Annotated in this window: 17 protein-coding genes, 1 tRNA gene and 1 pseudogene; 8 read left to right on the top strand and 11 right to left on the bottom strand. The window is 60.4% G+C overall.

The window, feature by feature from the left end:
* Positions 1-82 precede the first annotated feature (82 nt).
* The 5 genes and pseudogenes from NKH03_RS19935 to rpsU all read right to left on the bottom strand — a co-directional run.
* Positions 83-1,174 (bottom strand): annotated as a pseudogene (locus tag NKH03_RS19935) (MFS transporter); the annotation flags it as partial.
* A gap of 204 nt (positions 1,175-1,378) precedes the next feature.
* Complete coding sequence (locus NKH03_RS19930; protein WP_352863136.1) at positions 1,379-1,876, bottom strand: DUF992 domain-containing protein; 498 nt, start codon at positions 1,874-1,876, stop codon at positions 1,379-1,381.
* A 93-nt stretch (positions 1,877-1,969) separates the two neighbouring features.
* Positions 1,970-2,446 (bottom strand): DUF992 domain-containing protein, encoded by a 477-nt coding sequence (locus tag NKH03_RS19925; RefSeq protein ID WP_352725195.1) that lies wholly within the window; start codon positions 2,444-2,446, stop codon positions 1,970-1,972.
* A 205-nt stretch (positions 2,447-2,651) separates the two neighbouring features.
* The gene (locus tag NKH03_RS19920) at positions 2,652-3,494 is read right to left on the bottom strand and encodes a tetratricopeptide repeat protein (protein ID WP_352969992.1); all 843 of its coding nucleotides are present in this window, start codon (positions 3,492-3,494) and stop codon (positions 2,652-2,654) included.
* A 141-nt stretch (positions 3,495-3,635) separates the two neighbouring features.
* Positions 3,636-3,914 carry a 30S ribosomal protein S21 gene (gene rpsU / locus NKH03_RS19915; RefSeq protein WP_023810129.1) on the bottom strand — a complete coding sequence of 93 codons (279 nt, stop codon included), beginning with the start codon at positions 3,912-3,914 and terminating at the stop codon, positions 3,636-3,638.
* 134 nt (positions 3,915-4,048) lie between these two features.
* Here rpsU and NKH03_RS19910 point away from each other — a divergent pair, with 134 nt between their 5' ends.
* From NKH03_RS19910 to NKH03_RS19900, 3 genes are all read left to right on the top strand, one after another.
* Positions 4,049-4,213: a hypothetical protein gene (locus NKH03_RS19910; protein WP_352969990.1), complete on the top strand. Its 165-nt coding sequence runs from the start codon at positions 4,049-4,051 to the stop codon at positions 4,211-4,213.
* Between the two features lie 191 nt (positions 4,214-4,404).
* Positions 4,405-5,472: a cyclic nucleotide-gated potassium channel gene (locus NKH03_RS19905; protein WP_352863141.1), complete on the top strand. Its 1,068-nt coding sequence runs from the start codon at positions 4,405-4,407 to the stop codon at positions 5,470-5,472.
* 332 nt (positions 5,473-5,804) lie between these two features.
* Positions 5,805-5,895, top strand: a tRNA-Ser gene (locus NKH03_RS19900).
* A 300-nt stretch (positions 5,896-6,195) separates the two neighbouring features.
* Here the strand turns inward: NKH03_RS19900 and NKH03_RS19895 are convergent.
* From NKH03_RS19895 to NKH03_RS19880, 4 genes are all read right to left on the bottom strand, one after another.
* A complete protein-coding gene (locus NKH03_RS19895; RefSeq protein WP_352969989.1) occupies positions 6,196-8,421 on the bottom strand; it encodes a mechanosensitive ion channel family protein in 2,226 nt (741 codons plus the stop codon).
* Between the two features lie 400 nt (positions 8,422-8,821).
* Positions 8,822-11,710, bottom strand: a complete 2,889-nt coding sequence (locus NKH03_RS19890) for a glycosyltransferase (RefSeq protein WP_352969987.1) — start codon at positions 11,708-11,710, stop codon at positions 8,822-8,824.
* 6 nt (positions 11,711-11,716) lie between these two features.
* On the bottom strand, positions 11,717-11,893 hold the full coding sequence (locus NKH03_RS19885; protein ID WP_352969985.1) for a glycosyltransferase: 177 nt from the start codon (positions 11,891-11,893) through the stop codon (positions 11,717-11,719).
* A 177-nt stretch (positions 11,894-12,070) separates the two neighbouring features.
* Positions 12,071-12,316, bottom strand: a complete 246-nt coding sequence (locus tag NKH03_RS19880; protein ID WP_352969983.1) for an IS66 family transposase — start codon at positions 12,314-12,316, stop codon at positions 12,071-12,073.
* 126 nt (positions 12,317-12,442) lie between these two features.
* Between NKH03_RS19880 and NKH03_RS19875 the strand changes: the two genes are divergently transcribed.
* The 4 genes from NKH03_RS19875 to NKH03_RS19860 are packed head-to-tail and all read left to right on the top strand — an operon-like array spanning position 12,443 to position 17,348.
* Positions 12,443-13,108: a hypothetical protein gene (locus NKH03_RS19875; RefSeq protein WP_352863147.1), complete on the top strand. Its 666-nt coding sequence runs from the start codon at positions 12,443-12,445 to the stop codon at positions 13,106-13,108.
* Between the two features lie 7 nt (positions 13,109-13,115).
* The gene (locus tag NKH03_RS19870) at positions 13,116-15,773 is read left to right on the top strand and encodes an OmpA family protein (protein WP_352969981.1); all 2,658 of its coding nucleotides are present in this window, start codon (positions 13,116-13,118) and stop codon (positions 15,771-15,773) included.
* Between the two features lie 6 nt (positions 15,774-15,779).
* Positions 15,780-16,274 (top strand): Rab family GTPase, encoded by a 495-nt coding sequence (locus NKH03_RS19865; RefSeq protein WP_352969980.1) that lies wholly within the window; start codon positions 15,780-15,782, stop codon positions 16,272-16,274.
* Positions 16,275-16,277: 3 nt separating this feature from the next.
* On the top strand, positions 16,278-17,348 hold the full coding sequence (locus tag NKH03_RS19860; protein ID WP_352969978.1) for an adenylate/guanylate cyclase domain-containing protein: 1,071 nt from the start codon (positions 16,278-16,280) through the stop codon (positions 17,346-17,348).
* 133 nt (positions 17,349-17,481) lie between these two features.
* Here the strand turns inward: NKH03_RS19860 and NKH03_RS19855 are convergent, their stop codons facing one another.
* The gene (locus NKH03_RS19855) at positions 17,482-18,162 is read right to left on the bottom strand and encodes a redoxin domain-containing protein (protein ID WP_352969976.1); all 681 of its coding nucleotides are present in this window, start codon (positions 18,160-18,162) and stop codon (positions 17,482-17,484) included.
* Between the two features lie 19 nt (positions 18,163-18,181).
* Complete coding sequence (locus tag NKH03_RS19850; protein WP_352969974.1) at positions 18,182-21,481, bottom strand: ATP-binding protein; 3,300 nt, start codon at positions 21,479-21,481, stop codon at positions 18,182-18,184.
* Positions 21,482-21,723: 242 nt separating this feature from the next.
* Between NKH03_RS19850 and NKH03_RS19845 the strand changes: the two genes are divergently transcribed.
* Entirely contained in the window at positions 21,724-23,496 is a 1,773-nt protein-coding gene (locus NKH03_RS19845) for an adenylate/guanylate cyclase domain-containing protein (RefSeq protein WP_352969972.1), read from the top strand.

The following is a 23,496-nucleotide window of genomic DNA, read 5'->3' as shown; positions in this document are numbered from 1 at the left end:
CAGCATCGAACTGCTCGTCAAACCCGATAGCCTGCCCCGGCTACAACCCATCCAACCCGTCGAATCCTCTGTGCACAGGTACTAGGGGTATCGTATAGGCAAAGCCGGCAATACCGGCCGCGATCATCACCGCGCCGCCAACGATGATCAGCCGCTCGCGTTGCGGTGGTGCGTTGGCGACCAGGATCGACAGGATCGACCAGGCGATCGATTCGGCGGCGATGATGTAGCCGGTGGTCAGCAGCGGAATGTCGTGCAGGCTGGTCAGCAGCAGCGGTCCGTAGACGCCGAAGGAACAGGTCGCTACCGAAAAGGCGGCAACCATGGTCATGCCGGCGCCGACCGGCGTTCGCCACGAGAACAGCCGTGCCGGAAACAGCCGCGAGCGCGGCTTCAACGCGTCGATGGAGAAGAACAGCACCAGGCCAGCCAGGCCAAGGACCATCAGCAGCGAGGAACGCAGCAATGCGATGTCGACGCCGGCCGAGGCGATCAGCACCACGGCGACGGCAAGGCAGCCAAGGGCCGCGAACGGGAAGGGCGGCGCCATGCCTATGCTCGTCCTGGGTTTCGTCGCCTCCGGCGTGTCGAGCACGATGAAACTTGCCAGCGCCATGGCGGTGCCGCCGAGGGTGAAGACGCCGAAGGCCCAGCGCCATGACAGCAGCTCGGTCATGATCGCGCCGAGCAATGGTCCGCTGAAGGCGGCGACGCCCCAGATCGCCGACATGATGCCGAAAAGCTGTGGCCAGATGGCGCGCGAGAACAGCCGCTCGACCGAGACGAAGGCCAGCGACACCAGCGCCCCGCCGCCAAGCCCCTCGATAAGGCGGCCGGCAAGGAACAGTTGCATGGAAGGCGAGGTGGCGCAGATCAGCGCTCCGGCTGCGTAGAGCAGCGCGGCGACCACCATGTTGGTGCGCAGCGGGACATAGCTCACCAGACGCCCGGCTGCCGCGCCGGCAACGATGGCGCCGAGTTCGTAGATAGCCAGCGACCAGCCGACGAGCTGCACGCCGGCCAGTTCGCCGACCATGGCCGGCATCACGGTTGCCACCATGGTTTCGTTGGTGGCGTGCAGCAGGATGCCGAGGCTGATGAAGCAGAAGCGCGCCAGGTCGCCGCTTGCCCACAATGCGCGCCAGTCGACCCTGTTTGTGTTGATATCGGTCATGTCCACCCCTGCCTTGCAATATCTTGACGCCAGAGCAGGACGCCAGAAGCCAGTACGGATTTCCGGCAGGACCATGCGCGGGCAGGAGCGTGTATCGCGCGCCGCTTCAAGCGCGCTGCTCCGGTCGGGGCAGGCTTGTAAAACCTCAACCGAGGTTGAGCTCAAGCGAATTTTTCGGGATGTGGTTGCGGTCCGGTGGCGCGATCAATTCTCGGTGCTGCGCAACTGGAACTGGCTGACGCCGATCGCGAGGTTCATGCCGGTCTGCGTCTGCAGGCTGAGCGGCTGCAAGGTGAAGGCCTGCGAGGATCCTCCGACCAGCAGATTGGCGCCGGCGCCGACGGCCGCCGTCACCTCGGCGCTGGCGCCGATATAGTCGCCGGCCAACGCGCCCGGGGCATAGATATTCTTCAGCGGCGTCAGCACGATCCACTGCATGAACGTCTGCTTCGTCGTGCCGATGTCGAGGCCGTATTTGTTGACGGCGCCGAAATAGGCTTCCGGCGCGAAGCTCTTGTCGGCGGGATTGAAGGTGCAGCTCAAATCCTTGCTCGAGCCGAAGATGAAGCCGGTGCCGCCGCCGATGGCGCAATCGAGCGTGCCGAGTTCTAAGCCCTGGTCCCGCGCATGCGCCGCCCCGGCAAACACAGTGGCGATCACGGCGGCGGCAATGGCTGTCTTCAGTCTGGCTGTCTTGGGCATGGCAGTCCCCCTCAAAAACAAACGGCGCGGAACCATCCTATCTGGTTTCGCGCCGCAGGGTGAGGGGTCGTGGAGCGCATGGCTCCACTGCATTCACTTGAACGAATGGATGAGCTGGAGCGAGGTCACGGCCACGGCAAGGTTGACGCCGGTCTGCGCCTGGACGCTGAGCGGCTCCAACATGAAGGCGCTGTCCAGGCCGCCAACAAGCAGGTTGGCGCCGCCGCCGGTCACGACGCTCGCCTCGGCGTTGACGCCGTAGTAGCTGCCGGCGAGATCGCCTCCGTCGCGGTCGCGCGTTGCCGCCAGCACGGCCCAGACGAGCTGGCCTTGATGCGTCTTGCCGACATCGAGGCCGACCTTGGAGATCACGCCGGTGTAAACCTCGGACGGTCCGTGATGATGGGGGCGGAAGACGCAGGACACGCCCTTGTTGGACGCGACGATATAAGCGGTGCCGCCATCGATGGTGCAGTCGAGCGTGCCGAGTTGCAGCTTGCCGGCGCTGGCCGGGGCGACGGCAAACGCCGTCATGGCGAGGACAGCGGCGCAGGCGAGTTTCTTGATCATGGGAGGTCCTTTCGCAAATTACTTTTTGACAACGGATTGGGTGGGCAGACCGTTCCGCTGAAAACTTGGCGCGAACAAGGCACGGGTCGACGCCTTGCTGCCGGGGTTAACACGGGGTTGCCGGAGTGCGTCTTTTCGGACACGCAAAGGACGCCGCGGCACTTGGATGCCACGCAGATTGTGTGGGAATGCTTGCCGAAATCGATCAGCTGACGCGGACGAGGCCATCCTTGGCCGGCTGGTAGGCCGGGTTTAGATGGATGGCTTCGTGATAGGATTTCGCCGCCCTGGCCTTGTCGCCGCGCCGCTCGTAAATCAACGCCTGGTTGGCCCAGGCCTCGGCATTCTTGCCGTCGAGCTTGATCGCCATGTTGAAGTCGGCGAAGGCGTTGTCCTCGTCATTTGTCGCCAGGTAGGAAAGGCCGCGGCCATTGTAGGGTTCGGCGGCGTCCGCCGCCAGAGAGATGGCGGTCGAGAAGTCCTCGATGGCGAATTTGTGCTGGCCCTGGCTCTGATAGATCAGGCCGCGATTGTGGTAGGCGCGCGCGTCGGTCGTGTCGAGCTGGATCGCCTTCTGGAAGTCGTTGAATGCGTCCTGGGTGCGGCCCGCCTTGCGGTAGAGATTGCCACGGCCGATGTAGGCGGCGTCATAATTTGAATTGATCTGAATCGAACGGTTGTAGTCCTCGAGCGCGGCCGTCTGATTGCCGAGGAAGCGCTGGATGAGCGCGCGGTTCGAATAGGCCTGGAAGAAATTCGGGTTGAGTTGGATGGCCTGGTTGAAATCCTTGAGCGCCGCCTGGTATTGGCCGCCACGGCCATAGGCCGAGCCGCGCACGTTGTAGGCTTCGGGATCCTGGGGATTGCGCTGAATGACCGCCGACAGCGAGGAGATGTTCTCGCTCGACCCCTGCGCCTTGTCGATGTTGTTGAATTCGCCGGTCGGGCCTGACGTCTGGCAGCCGGCAAGCGCCAGTCCGGAGAGCAGGGCCACTGTCAGGGCGAAACCACGCAATGCGGTACCGCGCTCCACGCTTGTTGCGTTCATGTCTGCCCTGTCCTCACTTCAAGCCGCGTCGCTCAGGTCCGGTTCCCCCCTCCGGGCCGGGTCACAACCAAAACAAAAAGGTGGCGGCGATTCCGCATCGCGCCACCTCTGATATCCTTCGAAAAGGACGAAAAATTGGCGTTAGAACCGCGGCGGACGCGGGGCACCACCTGCACCGCCGGCGGCGCCAGCAGCAACGGGGCGCGGCGTCATCGGCAGCAGGCCTTCGCGCTGGGCGCGCTTACGGGCCAGCTTGCGGGCGCGGCGGACAGCTTCAGCCTTTTCACGGGCGCGCTTTTCGGACGGCTTCTCGTAGTGACCGCGCATCTTCATTTCGCGGAAAATGCCTTCGCGCTGCATCTTCTTCTTGAGAGCGCGAAGCGCCTGATCAACGTTATTGTCGCGGACGAGTACCTGCACGGGCAATCCTGTCTTTCGGGTTTGATATCAACAGGCAAGCGGCCATAGCCACTAGCCTCCGCGGCGGTTTACACCACGAATTGGGGCGGCTGATAGCAGAATCATGCCGCGCTGTCCACAACCGAAATGGAAGAATGGCGCCGGATGCGACCGGCAGCGCGCGTATTGGTCTTCTTGGCGCCGACCAGTTCGAGCTGGCGGCAACCGATCCCAACTTGGTGGAAGGTTCCGCAAGACCGCTGGATAAGCAATTCATCTCGCTTGACGGCTACGCCGTCGACCGATCGTCGTCGACCTAGCCCGATCCGCGGAAGGCTGACCATCGCGCAATTGCCGGATCGGGTGATTCTGGGTTGTGGCCTGTCTGTTCACTTTCCCGGACATCTGAGTTTCACCGTTGGTGATTAACATCGCAGCGAAAGTAAGCACCTTTGCGCTTGCCTTGAAGGCATCCTATTCTGGAGGAATAGCATCCACTCGTGGGCATAGAATGTCGGTACTGCCTTTCGTAAGAATTTACGCGCCGCTCAACGCGCTGCTGGCTGCGACTGGGCTTGGGGCGGTGGCCATGCTCACGACACCAGACATGTCCGGACGAAGCAGACTGGCTCTGGCTGCCGTGCTCGCGGTCATTTGGGCCGTCTATCTCCTGGAACTGGCCGAGACGCTGCTCAAGCGCCGGGCGAAAGACGTTCGGGACAGGACGCCGGCTATCGCCATTGATGTGCTCGCGGTTTTGGTTCCACTCGCCGCATTTCTGCTCGTCGGCACGCCGGACCGGAGCCTCTACTGTGCTGTCTGGCTGCTGAAACCGCTGCGCGACTCGACTTTCTTCCCGCTGCTGGGCAGGATCCTGACCAACGAAGCGCGCAACCTGATCGGGGTCACCACGGTATTCGGCATCGTTCTGTTCGGTGTTGCGCTCGCAGCCTTTGTCATCGAGCGCGACGTCCAACCGCAAAAGTTCGGCAGCATCCCCCAGGCAATGTGGTGGGCGGTGGTCACGCTGTCCACCACGGGCTATGGCGACGCTATTCCGGAAAGCTTCGCCGGCCGCGTCCTTGCCGGGGCGGTCATGATGAGTGGCATCGGCATCTTCGCGCTCTGGGCTGGCATTCTTGCCACCGGCTTTTATCAAGAAGTCCGTCGCGAGGATTTCGTCCGTAATTGGCAATTGATCGCCGCCGTGCCGTTGTTTCAGAAGCTCGGCCCGGCCGTGCTGGTCGAGATCGTGCGCGCGTTAAGACCTCGTATCGTGCCGGCGGGCGCTGTGATCTGCCGCAATGGCGAGGCCGGTGATCAGATGTTCTTCGTTGTGGAGGGGCGTGTCAGCGTCGCGACGCCACACCCGGTGGAGCTTGGTCCTGGCGCCTTCTTCGGCGAGATGGCGCTGATCAGCGGCGAACCGCGCTCGGCGACCGTCAGCGCCACGACGGCGGTCTCACTCCTGTCGCTGCACTCGGCGGATTTCCAGATGCTGTGCAGCAGCAGCCCGGAGATCGCGGAAATCATCCGCAAGACCGCGCTCGAGCGGCGCGGCGCGGCACCTAAGGGTTGACCGTACTAAGCGTTCGTCAGGAGCAGGGCGCGATTCAAGACTGCCCAACTGCCTGTCAATGGTGGGGCGGCTCTATCGGCCACGCGCGGCAAGTCGATGGTCGCCAAACATCGCAATTAATTCGGCTATCCCATCAACAGGGCGAGCATCGACAAACTGCTTCAGGCGATCGACCGACAGAATCATGGCAAGGCCCCGAGTCATCTGCCAGGGAATTGCCGCGGATCCGCCGCATCCGAGGAAAAGCCGCGGTCCGGTGCGTTGTTATTTTTCTATATAATGGCGCGGGCTTGTTGATTGTGCCGGCGCTTTTCTTTATCCAGCGGCGCAACGGAGAGGTGGCCGAGTGGTCGAAGGCGCTCCCCTGCTAAGGGAGTAGAGGTCAAAAGCTTCTCGTGGGTTCGAATCCCATCCTCTCCGCCATTCTTGTCTGCTTCGAAGGCGGACTTCCCAAAATTACTTCATTAAAACAGGTTGATAGCAGGATATCCCGCTGCCCGCGCCGCGCGATTCGGCGTCAAAATTCGCTGAAAACAACGCTGTTTTGTTCGGTTCTGACAGGTCTGGAGTGGTCCGGCGCAGTTTTTTCACAGAAAAACAACGATCCGGCCCATCTCGTTCACTGTGGTTCCTACACACTGAATTGAATTATCGTTTACCCAAGTCACAGATTTTTTGCCCTGCGGAAAGCCGCGCTGTGACCGGCAGGGTTTCAGGGCTTTCCTATTCCGTTGTGCTGGCTTTTTTTCTCCGACGAATAGTGTGCGACTGCGCGACGGCCATTTTTAACGCGGGTGTGATCTCCAACGGCGCATTCTCTGCCCCATGTGGATTCTGTAGCCCCTGGACCTGGACGGTCGGAAGTGGGAGTTCGATGCCCTGCTCCTTGAAGACTTGGCGCAGCCGCACATAGAATTTGCGTTTCATACCGAAGGCGCCTCCGGGTCGGGTTGTGGCCTTGACCCTCAATACGATGCCGTACTCGCCGAACTCCTGTACGCCCTGCATCTTGATTGGGTCGAGCACCCAGTGTTTGAACTCGGGATCTTCCGCCAGTTCGAGGCCGATGCGCTTGATGAGCTTGCGGGCGAAGTCGATATCGGTGTCATAGCCAACGGTGATGTTGAATTTGTCGATAACCCAGTCACGACTCTGGTTCTGGACTGCCCCGAGTTCACCGAAAGGTATCGTGAACAGCGGACCTCGATGATGGCGCAGCTTCACCGAGCGCAGCGAAAAGCTTTCCACGGTACCCTTGTAATTGCCCGAGGAAATATATTCGCCGACGCGAAACGCATCATCGAGCAGAAAAAACACGCCTGAAATGACGTCCTTGACGACGGTTTGTGCGCCAAAGCCCACCGCGACGCCGACGACGCCGGCGCCAGCGATCAGCGGGCCGATCTGGATACCCATAGAGGCGAGCATCATCAGCACCGCCATCACCACGATCAATGCGAGCAGCATGTTCTGGAGGATCGGCAAGAGCGTGTGCAGCCGCGCCTGCTGCGGATCGAGGATCGGGACGTCCTCGTCGCTGATGACTGGGTGCGGTATTTCGATGCCCAGCTTTCGCTCGATCAAGGCCTTGATGATCGACCAGCCGAAATCGGCTGCGAGGGCAATGACCACGACATTGATCAAGCCTCGCAAGATGAACATCGTCGTCGTATCGCTGTCGCGCATGGATTGCATGTTCAGACCCCAGACACGCGCGAGAAAGTAAGCCGCCGCCAGGATCAAAATCATCCGGATTCCGCGATCGATGACAGCGATCGTCACCGCCGGGATTGTAGGCCGGCCGACATCTTCCGAACCTGGCCGCAAGACGAAATTAACCCCGCGCTGTGTCAGCACGATTGCCAAAGGCAGGAAGAATGCGGCGAAGGTAAACCAGAAGTATATATAAAGCCCGGCGACGCGCTGCAGGAACAGGACGACGAAATAAGCCGTCAACAACCATGTCGCTTCCGTGTGACCGCTGTGGCGCGCACTGTCTCGGTGCGTTCTTGGCCGACGCCAGATGGCAAGCAGCAACAGCAACAGCAGCACGAAATCGGCGCCCAGTGACAGGACCATCATTCCGTCCTGATCGATGCCGAGACCCGGCAAGAGAATAAACGCGGCGCCGAAAAACGCAAAGACGCCGACGATCCGGGGTAGCCAATAGGACCAATGGTCCGCCACTTCGTTGGTGATCGGCAAACCCCGAACCTCGACGGCGTTCTCGACGTTCATGAAGGAAGGGACGAGCATGGCGAGGACGTACATGCGCACACCCCATGTAACGACGGCCGCCATCAGGAATGTCAATACAATCTCGCGGATAAGCATTGGCCAGTCGAACAACATGAACGCGCCGGCGCTGCCCAATGCGAAAGAGACAATCAGCATGCTGGAATATAGCGCGCGACCGCCAATCTTCTTGGCTCGCCCGATTGGCGTATCCTTCGGTTGCGCGATGATCCAAAGACGAAATGGACGTGTGACTTTATACGTTGCCCAAGTGAGCGTCAGGCCGGCAGCAATGAACATCGCAATCAGCATAAATACGCTTGCGGATCCCTTGCTGGACATGTCCTGCATCGTCTCTGCGCGAACGCGCGCGAACTGACCTGGCAGCAGGGGTAAAGTTCGCACGATTCGTTCGATATGGTGCCCGATCCGATCGAGCGTCGAGGATGCCATCGTATTCATCTGGCCTGGTGCGGCCACGGCGCCGGACGATACGTCGGTCGGCGAAGCCACTGCCCCGGCAGGCGCGCCCGTCGATCCGGCCTCCTGATTTCGTTGTTCGGCCACCCAGGCCTTCACTGTCGGATCGTCGAGAAGCTCGAACAGCTGTTTGACCCTTTCAGGCGGGACCGTCGCCGGCGCCTGCGCCTGTGCCTGACCAGCCAACAAGAGGGCGATCCCAAAGACGAGCGGCCTGGCAACCAGGACAAACATCGCGCTCAGATGTCGGAGACGTTGTGTCGGGCGTGCCAGGTTCCTGGGTACCAGTCGACGAATTATAAGTGCCATCGTGCTGTTAACTTTCCGGTCAAATCGGCGAGGAACGACATCTATGTCCGTTGTTGTCTTACCTTGAAGAAACCGATGTTGCGGTGCAAGAAGTCATCGTTCCGAGCCAGACCGTTTGCGCCGGGTAACTTGGCAGCGTTTATTTAGCCGCCGGGGCAGGGCATTCCGATCCGCGTGACATCGGGCGATCGCCGCAGTCTGGTCGCATGAGCCATCGTCAACAACATATCTCGAGCGCTCCATAGGGCCGCGGGGTCACGCTGCGAAGCGTCCGTCGATCTTGCGCATTGTTAGCGGAAATAATGACGCTGACAAAGTTCACCGTTTAATCGAGCACGGCCTCGACAGTGGCGACAAAGTCATCGAGCGAGCGATCCCCGCGAATCTCGATGCGCGGAAGGTCGATCGGATCGCAATCGAGATCCGCCGGCCCAGATCTGCCGCCGAAGCCAATTCGATAGCCGCATTCCTTGGCCAGCCGCCCTAGCCGTCGGTCAGTGACAGAGAAGGGTGCCGCGAACGCCGTGGTCAGCCGACCCGTCCACCGTTCGATGAACATACGAGAGCGCAGGAGCTCGGCGGCCAGGTCACAGCTCGAAAGACCGTCGATGGCGCGATGCGTCGCCAGATGGCTTCCGAAGAACGCACCCTCGGCGGAGAGGCGTCGCACCGTCCCGGCGTCCATAAGCCGCGTCGGCGGACCGATATCGGCGTCCCACTTTGCACTTTCGCCCACCAGATCCGTCACCAGGAACACTTCCGCGGTCAGGTCGTTGGCGCGCAAGATCGGCCAGGCATGGTCGGCAAAGTTCTGGAAGCCGTCGTCGAAGGTGATGACCACCGGGCGGCCAACGAAAGGCTGACGGTTGGCGATGAACTGTTCCAGTTGCTCGGACCCAATGGCGTGAAAGCCATTGGCGCGCAGCCATGCCATCTGGCTCGCGAATGCGGCGGGCGTGAGCCGAAAACGGGCGAGCGCGTCCGGACCTTCATCGGCAACGCCATGATACATGAGAACAGGGATATGCTGGCGCCGCTCGTTGCGTGCGACGTCGCGGCGCAAGGCCCGCGCCCCGCCCCAGACGATATTTCGCGCGACCCCGATTCCGATGGGTGCGCGGATCGGCACATGATCTATCACCGGTTCCGCCGCCACATCGTCCGGTGACAGGCGGCGGAAGCGGTCTATGCGGTAGAGCTCGGTCTGGATCGATTGCTCAAGGACGAGGCCTTCGGCCGCTGCCAGCGTCTCCGAGATCGCTTGCGCACCGAATGTGTTCCAGTCGAAGCCCGTCCTTTCAACATTGTCACGCAGCACGAATGCGTGTGCGCTGATGAAACTGCCGCCAGGCGCCAACGCCTCAGCGAATTTTTTGGCGATGCGCCGCAACTCGGCGAGATCATCCAGGTAGTAGAGCACCTCCGAACAGAAGATCAAATCCATCTCATCCGGCAGCGCGTCGGCGGAGAAATCCAGTACGCAGAATTCAATGTTCGGCTGATCGCTGCATCGCGCACGGGCCCGCTCGATGGCTATGGCGGAGATGTCAGTTGCGGTCAAATGGCCCACACGCGGCGCCAGCTGCCGCGTGAAGTGGCCCTCCGCGCAGGCCAGTTCGAGCGCCCGTCCGATGGGACCAGCAGGCAGGATTTGGAGCTGCCGCTGATATTTTTCCTGCTCATAGAGCGAGCCGTAGTTCCACGGGTCCTCGGTCGCGAAATAGCTGTTCCAGAACGCCGTGCGATCATTCCTGTCCGCGGTCCGTGCTCGGTGCGGCGTTGCAGGAGGTGGTGCTGGTTCGGCGCTTGACCGAACCAACTCTCGCGCTTCAGCTGCCAATTGGGCGAGTTTGCCGAAGTGGCTGTCCAGATCGGGCCGACGTTCGGCTGCGGCCTCGGCTGCAAGCGTGTTTGGCGTATCGGCACTGGCGTCCTTTTGCAGTGCGATCAGTTCAATCCAATGATCCCTTGTCACTGTCCCGAGTACGCCGAACTGCACGACAGCTTCGATCTGGCCATCCATCATCAGGTAGACATAGATTTGATCGATTCCTTCCGGAAGCTCGGTCGAGGTTGGATTTCGAGTGTCGACGCGAATTCCGAGTATCCGCGCCAGCCTACGCGGTGCGGCAAGATCGTCGGCATCGAGAAGCATTTGCTCAAGATGATACTGGACGCGACGACCCGCGACCGGATCGTCCCAGACGTTGCCGAGTTCGATGATCAACTCGGTGAGGGCGCCGCCGAACCTGTCCCACCGGGCAGCCAATTGCGCTGGCACCGATAGGCTTCCTACCATCAGGCCATAGAAGGCCACCTTGGCGATCTCACGCGCCCACTTACGTGCTGCCGGGAGCGCGCGTAGGGATTGCGGGTTGATCGAGCCGCCGCCGCTGCCGCAATCCGACGCAGCGTTCCACAAGGCGAACCACGCGAGTGCTTCGGAAGCGGTGCGGCCGATCGCCTCGGTCGCTCCATTGGCGTGAGCCGATCCTGGGTGTTTGACCCTGGGATCAGGAGAAAAGCCGCGGGCGATCACGATTTCCGCGTCTGCCAGCATCTGCGTCGAATTGCGGGTGAGGGCGTTGGGGCTGGCTCGATAGAAGGCGAGCGGCTCGTCGACCATCACCCAATTCTTGCCGAGACGTGCGACGCGCTGCCACAGATCCCAGTCCTCGCAGGTGCGTAGCGAAATATCGAAACCGCCCAACTCGACGATTGTCTCCCGGTCGACCAGCAGCGCGTGAGTGGCGATGGCACACCGGCGGGCGAATGTCTCGAAGGGCTGGATCGCGACCTCGGGGGCGATGCTCGACGGGGTGAGTGCACCATCGGGCATCACGCGCCGAGAACCGCAATAGGCCGCCACCGCATCGGGAGCGGTTTTCAGTGCGTCCAGCATTTTCGTAAGGAAGCTGGAATCGACCCAATCGTCGGCATCCAGGAACATCAGCCAGTGGCCGCGCGCCGTCGAAATCCCGTTATTGCGCGCGCCGGCGGGGCTCTTCGCGCAACAACTCAACGTCCGAAATCGGGCATCTTGTTCCACATAACGGGCGATGGTCGCCGGGGTGCGGTCCGTGGAGGCGTCGTCGACGATGATCGCCTCCCAATCCACGATTTCCTGATCGAGAAGGCAATCGAGTGCGCGCGTCAGCGTTACCTCCGCGTTGTGCGCAGGAACTACGATTGAAACCAATGGACTATGCGCCACGTTGTCTTACCCATGCCTGGTTCGACGGTAGAACAAGATGCGTTGATCTTTGTCGGCGTAGGCCGTCACAATCGAGGCCGATCCGTTCGACCCATCGTCCACCACGACTATATCCAGCATCTGGTAGGTCTGCCGGCGAATGCCGGCATGCATTGCGCCGATGTTTTGCTCGACATTGAACATTGGTACCACACCGCCTTGCGGTAGCATTATTCTGGATCATCGAGCTTTCGTTTTCTTCGGCGAGAGTCGGCGAATGTCAAAACCGGATAACGGCATCGGATGGTAGCACCGCCCTGTCAAGATCGGGCGAATTAGAGGCAAGAAAAAGACTTGAAGACTGGCTTGAATGGCAAGCGCTCATGTCCGACGGCTTAGAACTGCGGCCATCGGCAAAAGGATGATCGCGGGCGAAGACGCGAGCGCAAGCTGGTCCGGATCGACCCACTCGGAACCGCGGCCGAACTGAGAGCGCTGCAGTTGCCTGATGATGGATTTAAGGCGCTCGATCTCACCGTCGCGGTGCTCGACAACGGCCGCCATGTTACGCACAAGATGCCGCCGACGGGCCTGTTTGCTGGGCAGATTGTCGAGGTCGAGCCGCATGTTCAAATTTACGCGCGAACCGGCTTAAGCCGAAAAGATTCCGGCTTGCGAGCCGGGTATTTTACTGACATGTTTACCAGTTGCTAAATTAGCACTGTGGCATCTGTTCAAATGAAGGGGATAGGGATGGCCAAGGAATCTTCGAGTACCGCTTCTTCGGCAAATAAAGCGGACGCAAATCTGACAAGTAATGCAGACGGAAACGGGCTGGCCTTCATGGCAGGCCAGGCTCGCGAGAGCGGGGCCTCCGGCGACGCTGTAGGTGTCGACAAGATACGTGATCTGCTGTTCGGCAACCAGATGCAGGACTATGACCGCCGCTTTTCCAAGCTTGAAGAACGGGTGTTGCAGCGCTTCAAGGATGTCGAATCGGAAGCCAAGCGTAATCTTGACATGTACGAGTCAAATGCAAAGAAGCAGGTCGATTCGCTTGCGGCGCAATTGCGGAACGAAAAAGATTCACGAGCCGATGCCGACAAGGAGATTGACCGGAATCTTCGCGAGCAAAACCAGGCACTTGAAAAGCAGGTGCGCGCGTTGTCGGATCAATTGAGCGCGCTTGAGCGCGACGTTTCGGACCGGATAAATCGAAACGATCATTTGCTGCGTGAGGAAATCAAGCAGAAGAATGAAGGCGTTCAGATGCTGATAGAGAAAATGTTTGCCGATCTCAGCAACGTCAAGACCGACCGAAATCTTCTGGCCGGCCTGTTTGTCGAGGTCGCGAAATGTCTGAATCAGGATCCTGTCGGCAGCAAGAGCAACTCGGAACGTAACTGGAAAGTGAGTTGATGGGACCTTGACGTCAACCGTCGACCCAATCAGCCTTCCGCAAAGAACTGCCTCGAACGATACAGAGATTGATCGCGAGGCTCTGGCCCGTCTTTTGATCGAAATTGCCCGGAACGTCGATCCGGACTATCGTGCGTGTTTCGACGGAGTTCCAACCGCCGATCCTCGCATGGAAACGCTGCGCCAGTTGCTGGTCAGCCGCGAAATTTCGGAGCTTTCACGAGTTACGCACCTGCTGGACGAACCCGAGCAGCTTGCGGCAGCCGTGGGCGGCGTTCTTCCCAGTGCGGCCGCGCGAGCGTCTCATGCGCTGCTCGGCGAGGCGCTTGCGCCCGCTGTCGAAAGGGCCGTGCAACGGTCAATCCAGAAGAGCCCGCGCACGCTGACGGATATATTGTACCCGGTGTTTCTGCCGGCAATTCGCAAGTCGATCGGGGAAAAGATCGACCAGACCTTTCAGTCGCTGAATGAAACTTTAAGACATATATTTACCTGGCACGGGCTCAAGTGGAGATTTGAATCATGGAGAACTGGGGCCAGCTTCTCTGAAGTTGTTCTGAAGCATTCTCTTATCTATCGCGTAGAGCATGTCTTTCTCATCAACCGTAATTCCGGGCTTTTGATAGCGCATGTAACTGCTGATAATGCAACGAGCGAAGATCCTCAACTCATTTCTTCGATGCTCAGTGCAATTCAAGATTTTGTAAAAGACTCATTTAACGAGAAAGAGCAGAGCGGCCTGGACACAATCCGTTTTGGCGACCTTCGTCTCTGGTCGGAAGTTGGACCGTTTGCCACCCTGGTTTCGGTGATCCGGGGAAATCCGCCAGAGGAATTGCATGAAATAGTTCGCGACGTATTGCTTCGCATCCATGCGGAATGCTCACAGGCTTTAGAGCAGTTTGACGGCGACAGTTCGCAGTTGGCCGGCGTAGAGGCGCAGTTGCAGACCTGCGTCGAGCTGAAGCAGGAGGAATCAAACCAGGGATTTCCGTGGCTGGTGGTGGCTGCAGCCCTGCTGGTTTTGATTCCGGCAGGCGGTTGGTTCTTTCTTTCCTGGCAATCCGGGCAGCGCTGGCAGGCCTATGTGTCGCGACTGGAGACCCAGCCGGGCATCATCGTTGCAGAACAAAAGATACGCGGCGGCCAATTCTATATTGCCGGCCTGAGAGACCCGCTTGCCGCCAACCCGCAGTCGCTGTTGTCCGGAACGCAGGTCGATCCCGCCCGCGTTCATTCGCAGTGGCAATTCTATCAGAGCCTTGAACCGGAGTTCGTGTTGAAGCGGCTGACGGCGTCGCTGGCTCCGCCGGATACGGTACGATTTTCGATCGTCGATGATCGCATCATTGCCGAGGGTGAGGCTCCCGACACCTGGATAGATCGGGCGCGCGCAGCGGCCCGAGAGCTTTCGGCAGGCGGGCCGGTATTCGATATCTCCAAGGTTCGTGATGTGAGCCCCGAAGCACGCGCGGCGGAGCGCTGGCAGGCCTACGTGTCGCGACTGGGGACCCAGCCGGGCATCATCGTTGCCGAACAAAAGATACGTGATGGCCAATTCTATATTTCCGGCCTGAGAGACCCGCTTGGCGCCGACCCGCAAGCTCTGCTGTCCGGAACGCAGGTCGATCCCGCCCGCGTTCATTCGCAGTGGCAATTCTATCAAAGCCTTGAACCGGAGTTCGTTTTGAAGCGGCTGACGGCGTCGCTGTATCCGCCGGACACAGTACGATTTTCGATCGTCGATAGTCGCATCGTTGCCGAGGGTGAGGCTCCCGACACCTGGATAGATCGGGCGCGCGCGGCGGCCCGGCAGCTTTCGGCAGGCGGACCGGAGTTCGACATCTCCAAGGTTCGTGATGTGAGTCCCGAAGCACGCGCGGCGGAGCACTGGCAGTATTATGTTTCGCGACTTGAGGCCCAATCGGGGATCATCGTCGCCCAACAAGCGGCGAGGGGCGGACATTTCTACATTTCCGGCCTGAGAGACCCGCTTGCCGCCGACCCGCAAGCTCTGCTGTCCGGAACTGGGGTTGATCCTGCCCGCGTTCATTCACAGTGGCAATTCTATCAGAGCCTTGATCCGAAGTTCGTTGTGAAGCGGCTGACAGCGTCACTGACCCCGCCGAAATCGGTTCGGCTTTCGATCATCCAGGGTCGCATCGTTGCCGAAGGTGAGGCTCCTGCCGCCTGGATCAACCGGGCGCAGGCCGCCGCCGAACAGCTTTCGGCGGACGGAGTGGTTCTGGATGTCTCGCAGCTGCGTGAGCTGGACCTTGCGGAACTCAATCATTTGAGGCAGGCCATCCAGACGACCGATATTTTCTTCTCTTCCGGCAAAGTTGTGCCGGGACCAGAGCAGACGCCGGTTCTCGACAGGTTGGCGGATCAAATAAAGGAATTCGCCCAAGATGCCCGCAAGTCAGGCGTGACAGCGCGGTTCATGTTGACCGGCCATTCGGACGCCACGGGCCGCGAGACGGCCAACGCGTCGATCAGCGCCGCCCGCGCCGAGACAGTTCGTGCGCTTCTCAAGAAGCGCGGCGTCGCTCCGGAACTGCTGCTGGTTCGGGGCGCGGGCACCTTTGAGCCGGCTGTGCCTGAAAATAGTCAAACCGGTAGCTCCACCAATCGCCGGGTTTCGGTTACGGTAAACCTGGATTAGGGCAAGATGTTGCAAAAAAAGATCTGTATGCTGGGCGGGTTCTCTGTCGGAAAGACGAGCCTGGTTCGCAGGTTTGTGCAAAGCATCTTTTCAGAAACCTACTTGACCACGGTGGGAGTGAAAATCGACAAGAAGAATGTCGCACTCCCGGACAAAACCGTGGATCTGATTTTGTGGGACTTGGCCGGCGAAGACGATATCGGCTCATTCCGCGTCAGCTATGTTCGAGGTGCAACCGGGCTTGTGCTTGTCGTCGATGGAACCCGCGCTGCTACTCTTGCCGTGGCGCTCACGCTGCGCGAACGGGCCGAGGCCGAATTCGGCGCTATGCCGTTCGTATTGCTGATCAACAAATCCGATCTGGCCGATCGGTGGGCAATATCGGATAGTGAGATTAACGAACTGAGGCAACGTGGATGGCAAATCTATCTAACAAGTGCGCTCTCGGGTGACAATGTTGATGATGCGTTTCGTCAACTTGCTTTGATGGTAACCAGATAGACCATGCATGGGTTGCCAAGAGAAGTCCGAAGTTGGATTTTCAATTTCTTCTACAATGGGCACTCTGTCGCATATCTGAAAATCGACGCCCAGCTTTGCATAGCTGCCAAGGGCGGAAATGTTGAACATTATGGACTCTCATCGCTTCGCATTGGCGAAGCTGTTGCCGAGCAGCTTGAATTTATGGAAGGTTTGCTGCCTTGCCCGGAGCTTCCGTTTCACATTGCCATGGTCGAGCTGCCCAGCGGGCGTGTCGCGGACCTTCATTTTTTTGCTGACAATGCCTGTGTGTGGCTGCTCTTTCTCGACGCCACTGCCGAACGCGACAATAGGCAGCGGCTTCAACAAAAGGCTTATGAAATGACACTCCTGCAAGAGAGGGAGCGTCAACTCAACGAGAAATTACAAACGACGAACGAGGCGTTGAGGAAGAGCCAGGAGGGATTGGCGCGTGAATACCAGCGCGCCGAAACCCTGCTCCTCAACATTCTTCCGGCGTCGATCGCGGAGCGGTTAAAAGCGCACAAAAAAATTGCTGACAACCACGCGGAAGTGAGTGTGCTTTTTGCCGACATCGTCGGTTTCACGGAACGAGCGCGGAGCGTCGGAGCCGTGACGACGCTCGCAATTTTAAACTACTTCTTCAAGGCGGCGGATCGGCTCTCGGAACGATACGGCTGCGAAAAGATCAAGACAATCGGCGATTGTGTGATGGTGGTCGCTGGCCTGCCCACCGCGCGATCCGATCATGCAAAGGCCCTCGCGCGTTATGCACTTGAGCTGCGCAAGGCGGTTAAGCGCGAAAGCTTCGCGGGAGAACCGCTGAGACTCAGAATTGGAATTCACTCGGGACCAATCGTCGCGGGCGTCATAGGCAAGAGGCGGTTTGCCTATGACCTGTGGGGCGACACCGTTAATCTCGCCTCACGTATTCAAACGTCCGCGGAGCCCGATGAAATCCGTATTTCGGATGCAACTCGCCAACTGCTTGGACCAAATTTTGCTTGCGACCCACTCGAGGAAACGGAATTGCGTGGTACAGGTCGTGTGCGGATGTGGCGGCTGCCGGCCTGATTGCCGCATGGCAGTGCCGACCCTGGAGCCGACGCATCTCAAGCCGCAAGCTATTACGCGAAGTTTTGACCCGATGGTGCCCTTCATTGTCCGCATCGCGAATGGCAGCAATGCGGATCAGTCTTCCGACGGTCTATTGGGCGACTTGCGACACGGCTGACATCAGTTCCTGCGGGTTTGGCGCCCCAAACATGTATCGCCCACCCTCTGGAACCTCCGTGAAGCTCCAGCGGACGATCCCCTGCCGGTCCAGCAGGAATTGACCAATCAGTTGTCCGTGTCCCGTTGCCATCATCTGCTCGTCGGCTTCGGTCACTTCGTAATTGTCCTTCTTGCCGAGGAATTCGCTGGCCGCAAAAGGATCCATGGGACCGGGCAACTCGCCTGGTAGGTCGACCCGCATATCCTTTGCCACTGCCATCGAGACCTTGTACGGCCAGTTCGTCTCGTTTTGGGTGAATTCGAGGTTGGGCAGTCCAAAAGCACGATGTGAAGCGCGTTCAGGGTCTGAGGCCGCAAGCAGATTTGGCATCGGGTGGTAGCGGAAATAGAGACGCGCCCGTTCGATCGGCGTGTTGACCACCGTCAGGCTCTCCACGCCCCTTTCGCGCAGTTCCGGATCAAGCCGCGCCTGAGCAGCGATATGGCGCCGGCAAAATGCACAATGCAGACCTCGAAACAGACCGACCAGCACCGGTTTTTGTCCGCGAAAGTCGTCAAGCGCGATCTTGCCTTCCTGGGTAATGGCGTCGAGTACCAAGTTCGGCGCACGGTCGCCCGGTTGAAGCGGTACCAAGTCACTAGGCGCGGACATTTCCAACCTCCAACCCCGGCTAATCGAGAAAGGGCAGCACCACAAGCGCTTCCGGGTCGAGCCCGTGCTGGGCGCATATACCCTGCGCCAAGGAAAAGTAGCGTTCGGCCTCGGCAAGATTGTTGAGGTCGAGATTAAGCGTTGCCAGACCATCATAGCACGGAAACAGCAGTTGGGGTTCGCCCGTTTCGCGGGCTACGTCCAGTGCTTCGTGGAACAAGCCGACGGCCAGTTCCGGACGGCCGTTGCACTGGTGGATCTGCCCAAGCACAATCAACGGCACCGGCAGATGCTCTCGCTGATCGAGTGCCCGGTCGATCTCGATGGCTTTCTCGGCAGCAGGCACGCCCTCTGTTGGACAGCGATCCGTGAAAGTACAACAAGCGACCGCCAGATTGGCGAGAAGACGCGCCTGGAAGCCCAAATCACCAATATGGCGCGCGACTTCAAGACCGCGCCGACAGACCTCCATCGCCCGTGCCGGATCGATGGTCGTGTAAAGCACGCCGAGATTGGTGTAGCCGCGGCAGGCCGCGCCCAGCAGACCGGCGGCTTCGGCCAATTCAATGCTGTGTTCGACCTGACGCACGGCTTCACGGTTTCGCCCAAGGCGAGCCAGCGCGACAGCCTTGGTATTGAGTGCCTCGGCGGTCACAAGAGTGGCCTCACGCCCCACCTCGGAGACATGCTCCGTTGTCAGAGTGCGTACGCAATCCAACGCCGCGTCTGCCCATTTTGCCGCGAGAGCGTGATCTCCGCTACGGAAAGCCTGTCGGCCACGTTCTTGCCAGAGATGCGCCTGCTCGACCGGGGCATCCGCTCCATCGAGGAGCGCTGCCGCTTCAGCATAGCGGGATTCTGCCTTCTCCCGCTTGCCGACGTCCCAGAGCAGCCGACCGATCTTACGCAAAACTCGCGCCGACGCGACGCGATTGGCCGACTCGCGGTATGCCTGCAACACCGCCTCGTAGTGATGGTGCGCAATCTCGCGGCGGCCTGCGGGGCCGCTCAAATCGGCAATGCGCTCGGCAATTGTCAGCTTGAGCGGTGTTTGCCCGGTCGCCTCCAACGCAGTCAGTGCTCGCTCGTAGAAACGAAGGGCATCGTCGTTGGCGTATATCATGCGAGCGCGATCGCCGGCCGCCTGCAGGTAATGCGCGCCCTTCTCCCGCTCGGCGCTCTGTGCGAAATGATGACCGAGCACGGTCAAATCCTCTAGCCGTTCCGGATTATCGCCGCACAGTTGCTCCAAGGCAGCACCTATCCGCCCGTGGATTTCGGTCCGGCGTTGCAGGAGCAGATTCTGGTAGATCACGTCCTGCAGCAATGTTTGCGTAAAGCGGTAGCTTTGCGACGAGATCGAGCCTGATCCGGCAACTTCCTCGATGATTTCCGCATCGCAAAGCAGTTCGCATCCGGCTTCCAGCCGGGCGGGGTCGGCTGTCACGGTTTTCAGAAGCGTGGCATCGAAGCGCGGGCCGATTACCGCGGCTTCCTGGGCCAACCGGCGCACCCCTTGTGGCAGCCGATCGACGCGAGCGAGCAACATTGCCTGGATAGTGGCGGGAATGCCGGTTGCGACTTCACCTGCCACAGTCCGCCATCGCTGGCCCTCGCGCACCAGTACACCGCGATCGATAAGACCGCGAACGATCTCCTCCAAAAAAAGAGGGTTGCCGCCCGCTCGCTCGAGGATCTGATCGACGAGCCCTCCCGCGGAGCTTACCCAGCTCTCGCCGAAAAGCGCCGCCAGCAGGCTGCGACCTTCATCGCTGTTGAGCGGCGAAAGCCTGAGCGCTGTGTGACTGACCCGACTTGAGTCGAGTTGGCTGTTGTCCGGCGCCGGGCGATGCGTGACCAGCACCATCAACCGCGTGCGTTCCAACCTGTCCATAACGAAACGCAGTGCCTCGAGCGACACGGCGTCGGCCCAGTGCAGGTCTTCGACGACAATCAACAGCGGCGACAACGCAAGCCGCCGTTCGATGATTGTGCGGACCGCGTAGAGAATTTGCCGCCGTAGCTGCTCGGGTTCGACATGCTGCAAGGTGGCATCGGGGTCGCCAAGGCCAAGCACATGGTAGAGTAACGGCATCAGCCGCTTCGCCTCCTCGCCCTGCAGGCCGAGATCGGCAAGCAAGCCTGCGAGCTTCCCCCGCATTTCGTCCCCATTGTCGTTTTGCATCATCCCGGCAGCGCTGCGCACCACTGCGCCCAAGGCGCCAAATGATTGTTCGCCCAGCGGTGAGCACGTGGCCTGCCGCACGGCGACGTTGCGAAAACGATCCTCGTCGCCGACGCGGGCGACGAACTCCTTCACCAGCCGCGATTTCCCGATACCGGCTTCTCCGACGAGGCGGACAAGTTGGGCCGAGCCGCCGCAAGCCTGGTCAAGGCTCGCCAGCATTCTATGGAGCTCCGCAGCACGACCAATCATCGGCGCGCTGAGGCCGAGCGCCTCGAGCCCACGCGCTGCACGCGGCGCCGCAAGCGGTGCATCCAGTCGATGGACGAGCACACTGCCAGCCTTGCCGCGAAGCACGACATCGCCCAGCGACTCGTATGAGAAGGCATGCCGGGTCAGCCTGTGAGTGAGCTCGCCTACCAGCACCTCACCCGGTGCGGCCAGCGATTGCAGGCGTTGCGCCGTATTCACCGTGTCGCCGGTCACCGAATAGGATTTGGCGGTGCCGATGCCCAATCCGCCAGTGACGACCGGACCAGTGTTTATGCCGATGTGGAGTAACAGAGGCGAGCCGGAGTGGGAGGCGCTTTCGCCGAGCCGCGCCGTCCGGGCGATCATGTCGAGAGCGGCGCGAAGCGCACGTTCCGGGTCGTCCTCATGCGCGACCGGCGCACCGAACAAAGCGAGCAGTGCATCGCCGATGAATTTGTCGACGAAACCACCAAAGTTTCGCACGGCTGCCGTCAATTCCTTGAACAGTTCGTTCTGCAGCGTTTGCATGACCTCGGGGTCGAGCTGCTCGCTGAGTGTCGTGAAGCCGCAAAGGTCGGCGAAGAGGACCGTTACCGTCCGGCGATCGGCGTCAGAGACAGGATGCAGCCCTTCTTCGGGTTCGATGTTCGCAAGCAGCGACGGAGTTCGAAAAGGCGGCACAATGGTTCGGCTTGGTGTCGGAGCAGGCCGTTCGACGGCTTTTGCGGGCGCACCGACGCTTGCCCCACATTTCGGACAGAACTCGAAATCAGGTGCGCACGGATAGCCGCAACTGGCGCAGGGCACGGGCTGGCGCTTGCCGCACCTCGGACAGAAAGCGTAACCGCCCTCAACCTTGAAACCGCAGCCTGAGCAGTCCATCCAACCAGACCTCACTAGGGGCCGTGACGGCGTGATCTCCCTACGCACTTCACGGCCAGGGTATTCACAAGCATGAACCGATAGCCGTCGACCGGCAAGCGGGCAGCGCAAATGGGCATCGGGCGGTCGGGTGGGTTCCTGTGGCAGCGCGCAGCCAATTCCGTTTGCTGCGTGGCTGTCGGTTGCGAAAGTTCCCTCTTACTTCGGTCTTCCTGCTATCGTGGAGATGAGGAGACGAACCCTTGAGCGAGAATCGTAAGCTAGCCGCAATCCTGGCTGCGGATGTGGTCGGATACAGCCGGCTCGCGAGCGCGGATGAAGATCGTATTTTGGCGAGGTTGCGGACACTGCGCAGCGACCTGATCGATCCGATCATCGCGGTGCACCACGGCCGGGTGATCAAGCGCACCGGCGATGGGGCGCTGGTTGAGTTCCGCAGTGTGGTGGATGCCGTGCGCTGCGCCATAGAGGTTCAGAATGGCATGGTTGAGCGCAACGCCGGCGTGCCGCAGGACCGCCGTATCGAGTTCAGGATCGGCATCCATCTGGGAGATGTGGTCGAAGAAAGCGACGGCGACCTGATGGGCGACGGCGTCAACATCGCCTCGCGTTTGGAGGGAGTCGCGGCGCCCGGCGCCATCTGCCTGTCCGAGGATGCCTATCGCCAGGTCAAGGCGAGGCTCGACCTCTCGGTCAGCGATCTCGGCAGCACACAGCTCAAGAACATCGCCGAGCCGATCCGGGTCTATTCGCTGCAAGTCGGCAGCGCCGGGACCAAGGCGGCCGCGATCTCGGAAACCGCGACGAGCCGGCCGGCTACGGCAGTGCCGCCGAAGCTGTCGATCGCCGTCCTGCCGTTCGCCAATATGAGCGGTGACGCCGAGCAGGACTACTTCGCCGACGGCATCTCCGAAGACATCATCACGGCGCTGTCCAAACTGTCGCAGCTCTTCGTCATCGCCCGCAATTCGTCGTTCACCTTCAAGGGCCAGAACGTCCATGTGCAGGAGGTGGGCACGAAGCTCGGCGTGCGGCATGTCCTTGAGGGCAGCGTACGCAAGTCGGGGAACAGGGTGCGCATCACCGCGCAGCTCATCGATGCAACCACGGGCGGCCATCTTTGGGCGGAGCGGTTTGATCGCGACCTGACCGACATATTCGCGGTGCAGGACGACGTGACGCAGCAGATCGTCGGTGCGCTGGCGCTCAATCTGACTGAGAGCGACCGTCAGCGGCTGGCGCCCGAGCACCCGCGCAACACGGAGGCGTATGACTATTTCCTGCGGGGCCGGGAGCTGTGGCACCGGCTGACGAAGGAGACGAACGTCGCAGCCCGCGACCTCTTGCAACGCGCCACCGAACTGGACCCGAAGTTTGCCTCTGCCTACGCTTTCCTCGCCCTCACGCACGGAATCGATTACCTGAACAGGTGGGGTGCGTCACCGCCTGAATCGATGGCGCAAGCGGAAGAGGCCGCAACGCGAGCGGTAACGCTGGATGACAGCGATCCCTGGGCGCACTGGGCGCTGGCGATAGCCAAGCTGTACACACGACGGCACGATGAGGCCATCGACGAGGTCGAGCGCGCACTGGTCCTCAATCCGAACTTCGCCGAAGCGCACGTCGCCCGCGGCGAGGCGCTGTATTACTCGGGCAGACCCGAGGAGGCCCTTGAGAGTTTCGCCCGGGGAAAGACCCTGAACCCATACTTTCCGGATGTGCTTCTGCACTTCCAGGCTTTGGCCCTGTTTCAACTGGGAAGGTTCGACGAGGCCGTTGACCTCTTGCTGCAACGGCTGGCGCGCAACGCTGTCACCGACGTCTCGCGCGCGCTTCTGGCTGCCAGCTACGGCCATCTGGGCCGTCTCGCCGAGGCCCGCGCGGCATGGCAGGAGGTGCTTCGCGTCAATCCCGACTATTCGCTGGAATACCGTCGCAAAGTCTTGCCTTACAAGAACCCTGCCGATTTCGAACTCATGGTCGACGGCCTCCGCAAGGCCGGCATCGTGCAATGA

Source organism: Mesorhizobium sp. M1406, assembly GCF_040317555.1.
Lineage (GTDB): Bacteria > Pseudomonadota > Alphaproteobacteria > Rhizobiales > Rhizobiaceae > Mesorhizobium.
The sequence above is the reverse complement of the archived record's forward strand: the minus strand, read 5'-3'. Positions and strand labels throughout refer to the sequence as shown.

What these genes read in the sequence shown, in the direction of transcription:
- NKH03_RS19930 (WP_352863136.1), bottom strand. Translation starts at nt 1,876, where the DNA reads ATGCCCAAGACAGCCAGACTGAAGACAGCCATTGCCGCCGCCGTGATC.
- NKH03_RS19925 (WP_352725195.1), bottom strand. Translation starts at nt 2,446, where the DNA reads ATGATCAAGAAACTCGCCTGCGCCGCTGTCCTCGCCATGACGGCGTTT.
- NKH03_RS19920 (WP_352969992.1), bottom strand. Translation starts at nt 3,494, where the DNA reads ATGAACGCAACAAGCGTGGAGCGCGGTACCGCATTGCGTGGTTTCGCC.
- NKH03_RS19910 (WP_352969990.1), top strand. Translation starts at nt 4,049, where the DNA reads ATGGCGCCGGATGCGACCGGCAGCGCGCGTATTGGTCTTCTTGGCGCC.
- NKH03_RS19905 (WP_352863141.1), top strand. Translation starts at nt 4,405, where the DNA reads ATGTCGGTACTGCCTTTCGTAAGAATTTACGCGCCGCTCAACGCGCTG.
- NKH03_RS19895 (WP_352969989.1), bottom strand. Translation starts at nt 8,421, where the DNA reads ATGTTTGTCCTGGTTGCCAGGCCGCTCGTCTTTGGGATCGCCCTCTTG.
- NKH03_RS19885 (WP_352969985.1), bottom strand. Translation starts at nt 11,893, where the DNA reads ATGTTCAATGTCGAGCAAAACATCGGCGCAATGCATGCCGGCATTCGC.
- NKH03_RS19880 (WP_352969983.1), bottom strand. Translation starts at nt 12,316, where the DNA reads ATGCGGCTCGACCTCGACAATCTGCCCAGCAAACAGGCCCGTCGGCGG.
- NKH03_RS19875 (WP_352863147.1), top strand. Translation starts at nt 12,443, where the DNA reads ATGGCCAAGGAATCTTCGAGTACCGCTTCTTCGGCAAATAAAGCGGAC.
- NKH03_RS19865 (WP_352969980.1), top strand. Translation starts at nt 15,780, where the DNA reads ATGTTGCAAAAAAAGATCTGTATGCTGGGCGGGTTCTCTGTCGGAAAG.
- NKH03_RS19860 (WP_352969978.1), top strand. Translation starts at nt 16,278, where the DNA reads ATGCATGGGTTGCCAAGAGAAGTCCGAAGTTGGATTTTCAATTTCTTC.
- NKH03_RS19855 (WP_352969976.1), bottom strand. Translation starts at nt 18,162, where the DNA reads ATGTCCGCGCCTAGTGACTTGGTACCGCTTCAACCGGGCGACCGTGCG.
- NKH03_RS19850 (WP_352969974.1), bottom strand. Translation starts at nt 21,481, where the DNA reads ATGGACTGCTCAGGCTGCGGTTTCAAGGTTGAGGGCGGTTACGCTTTC.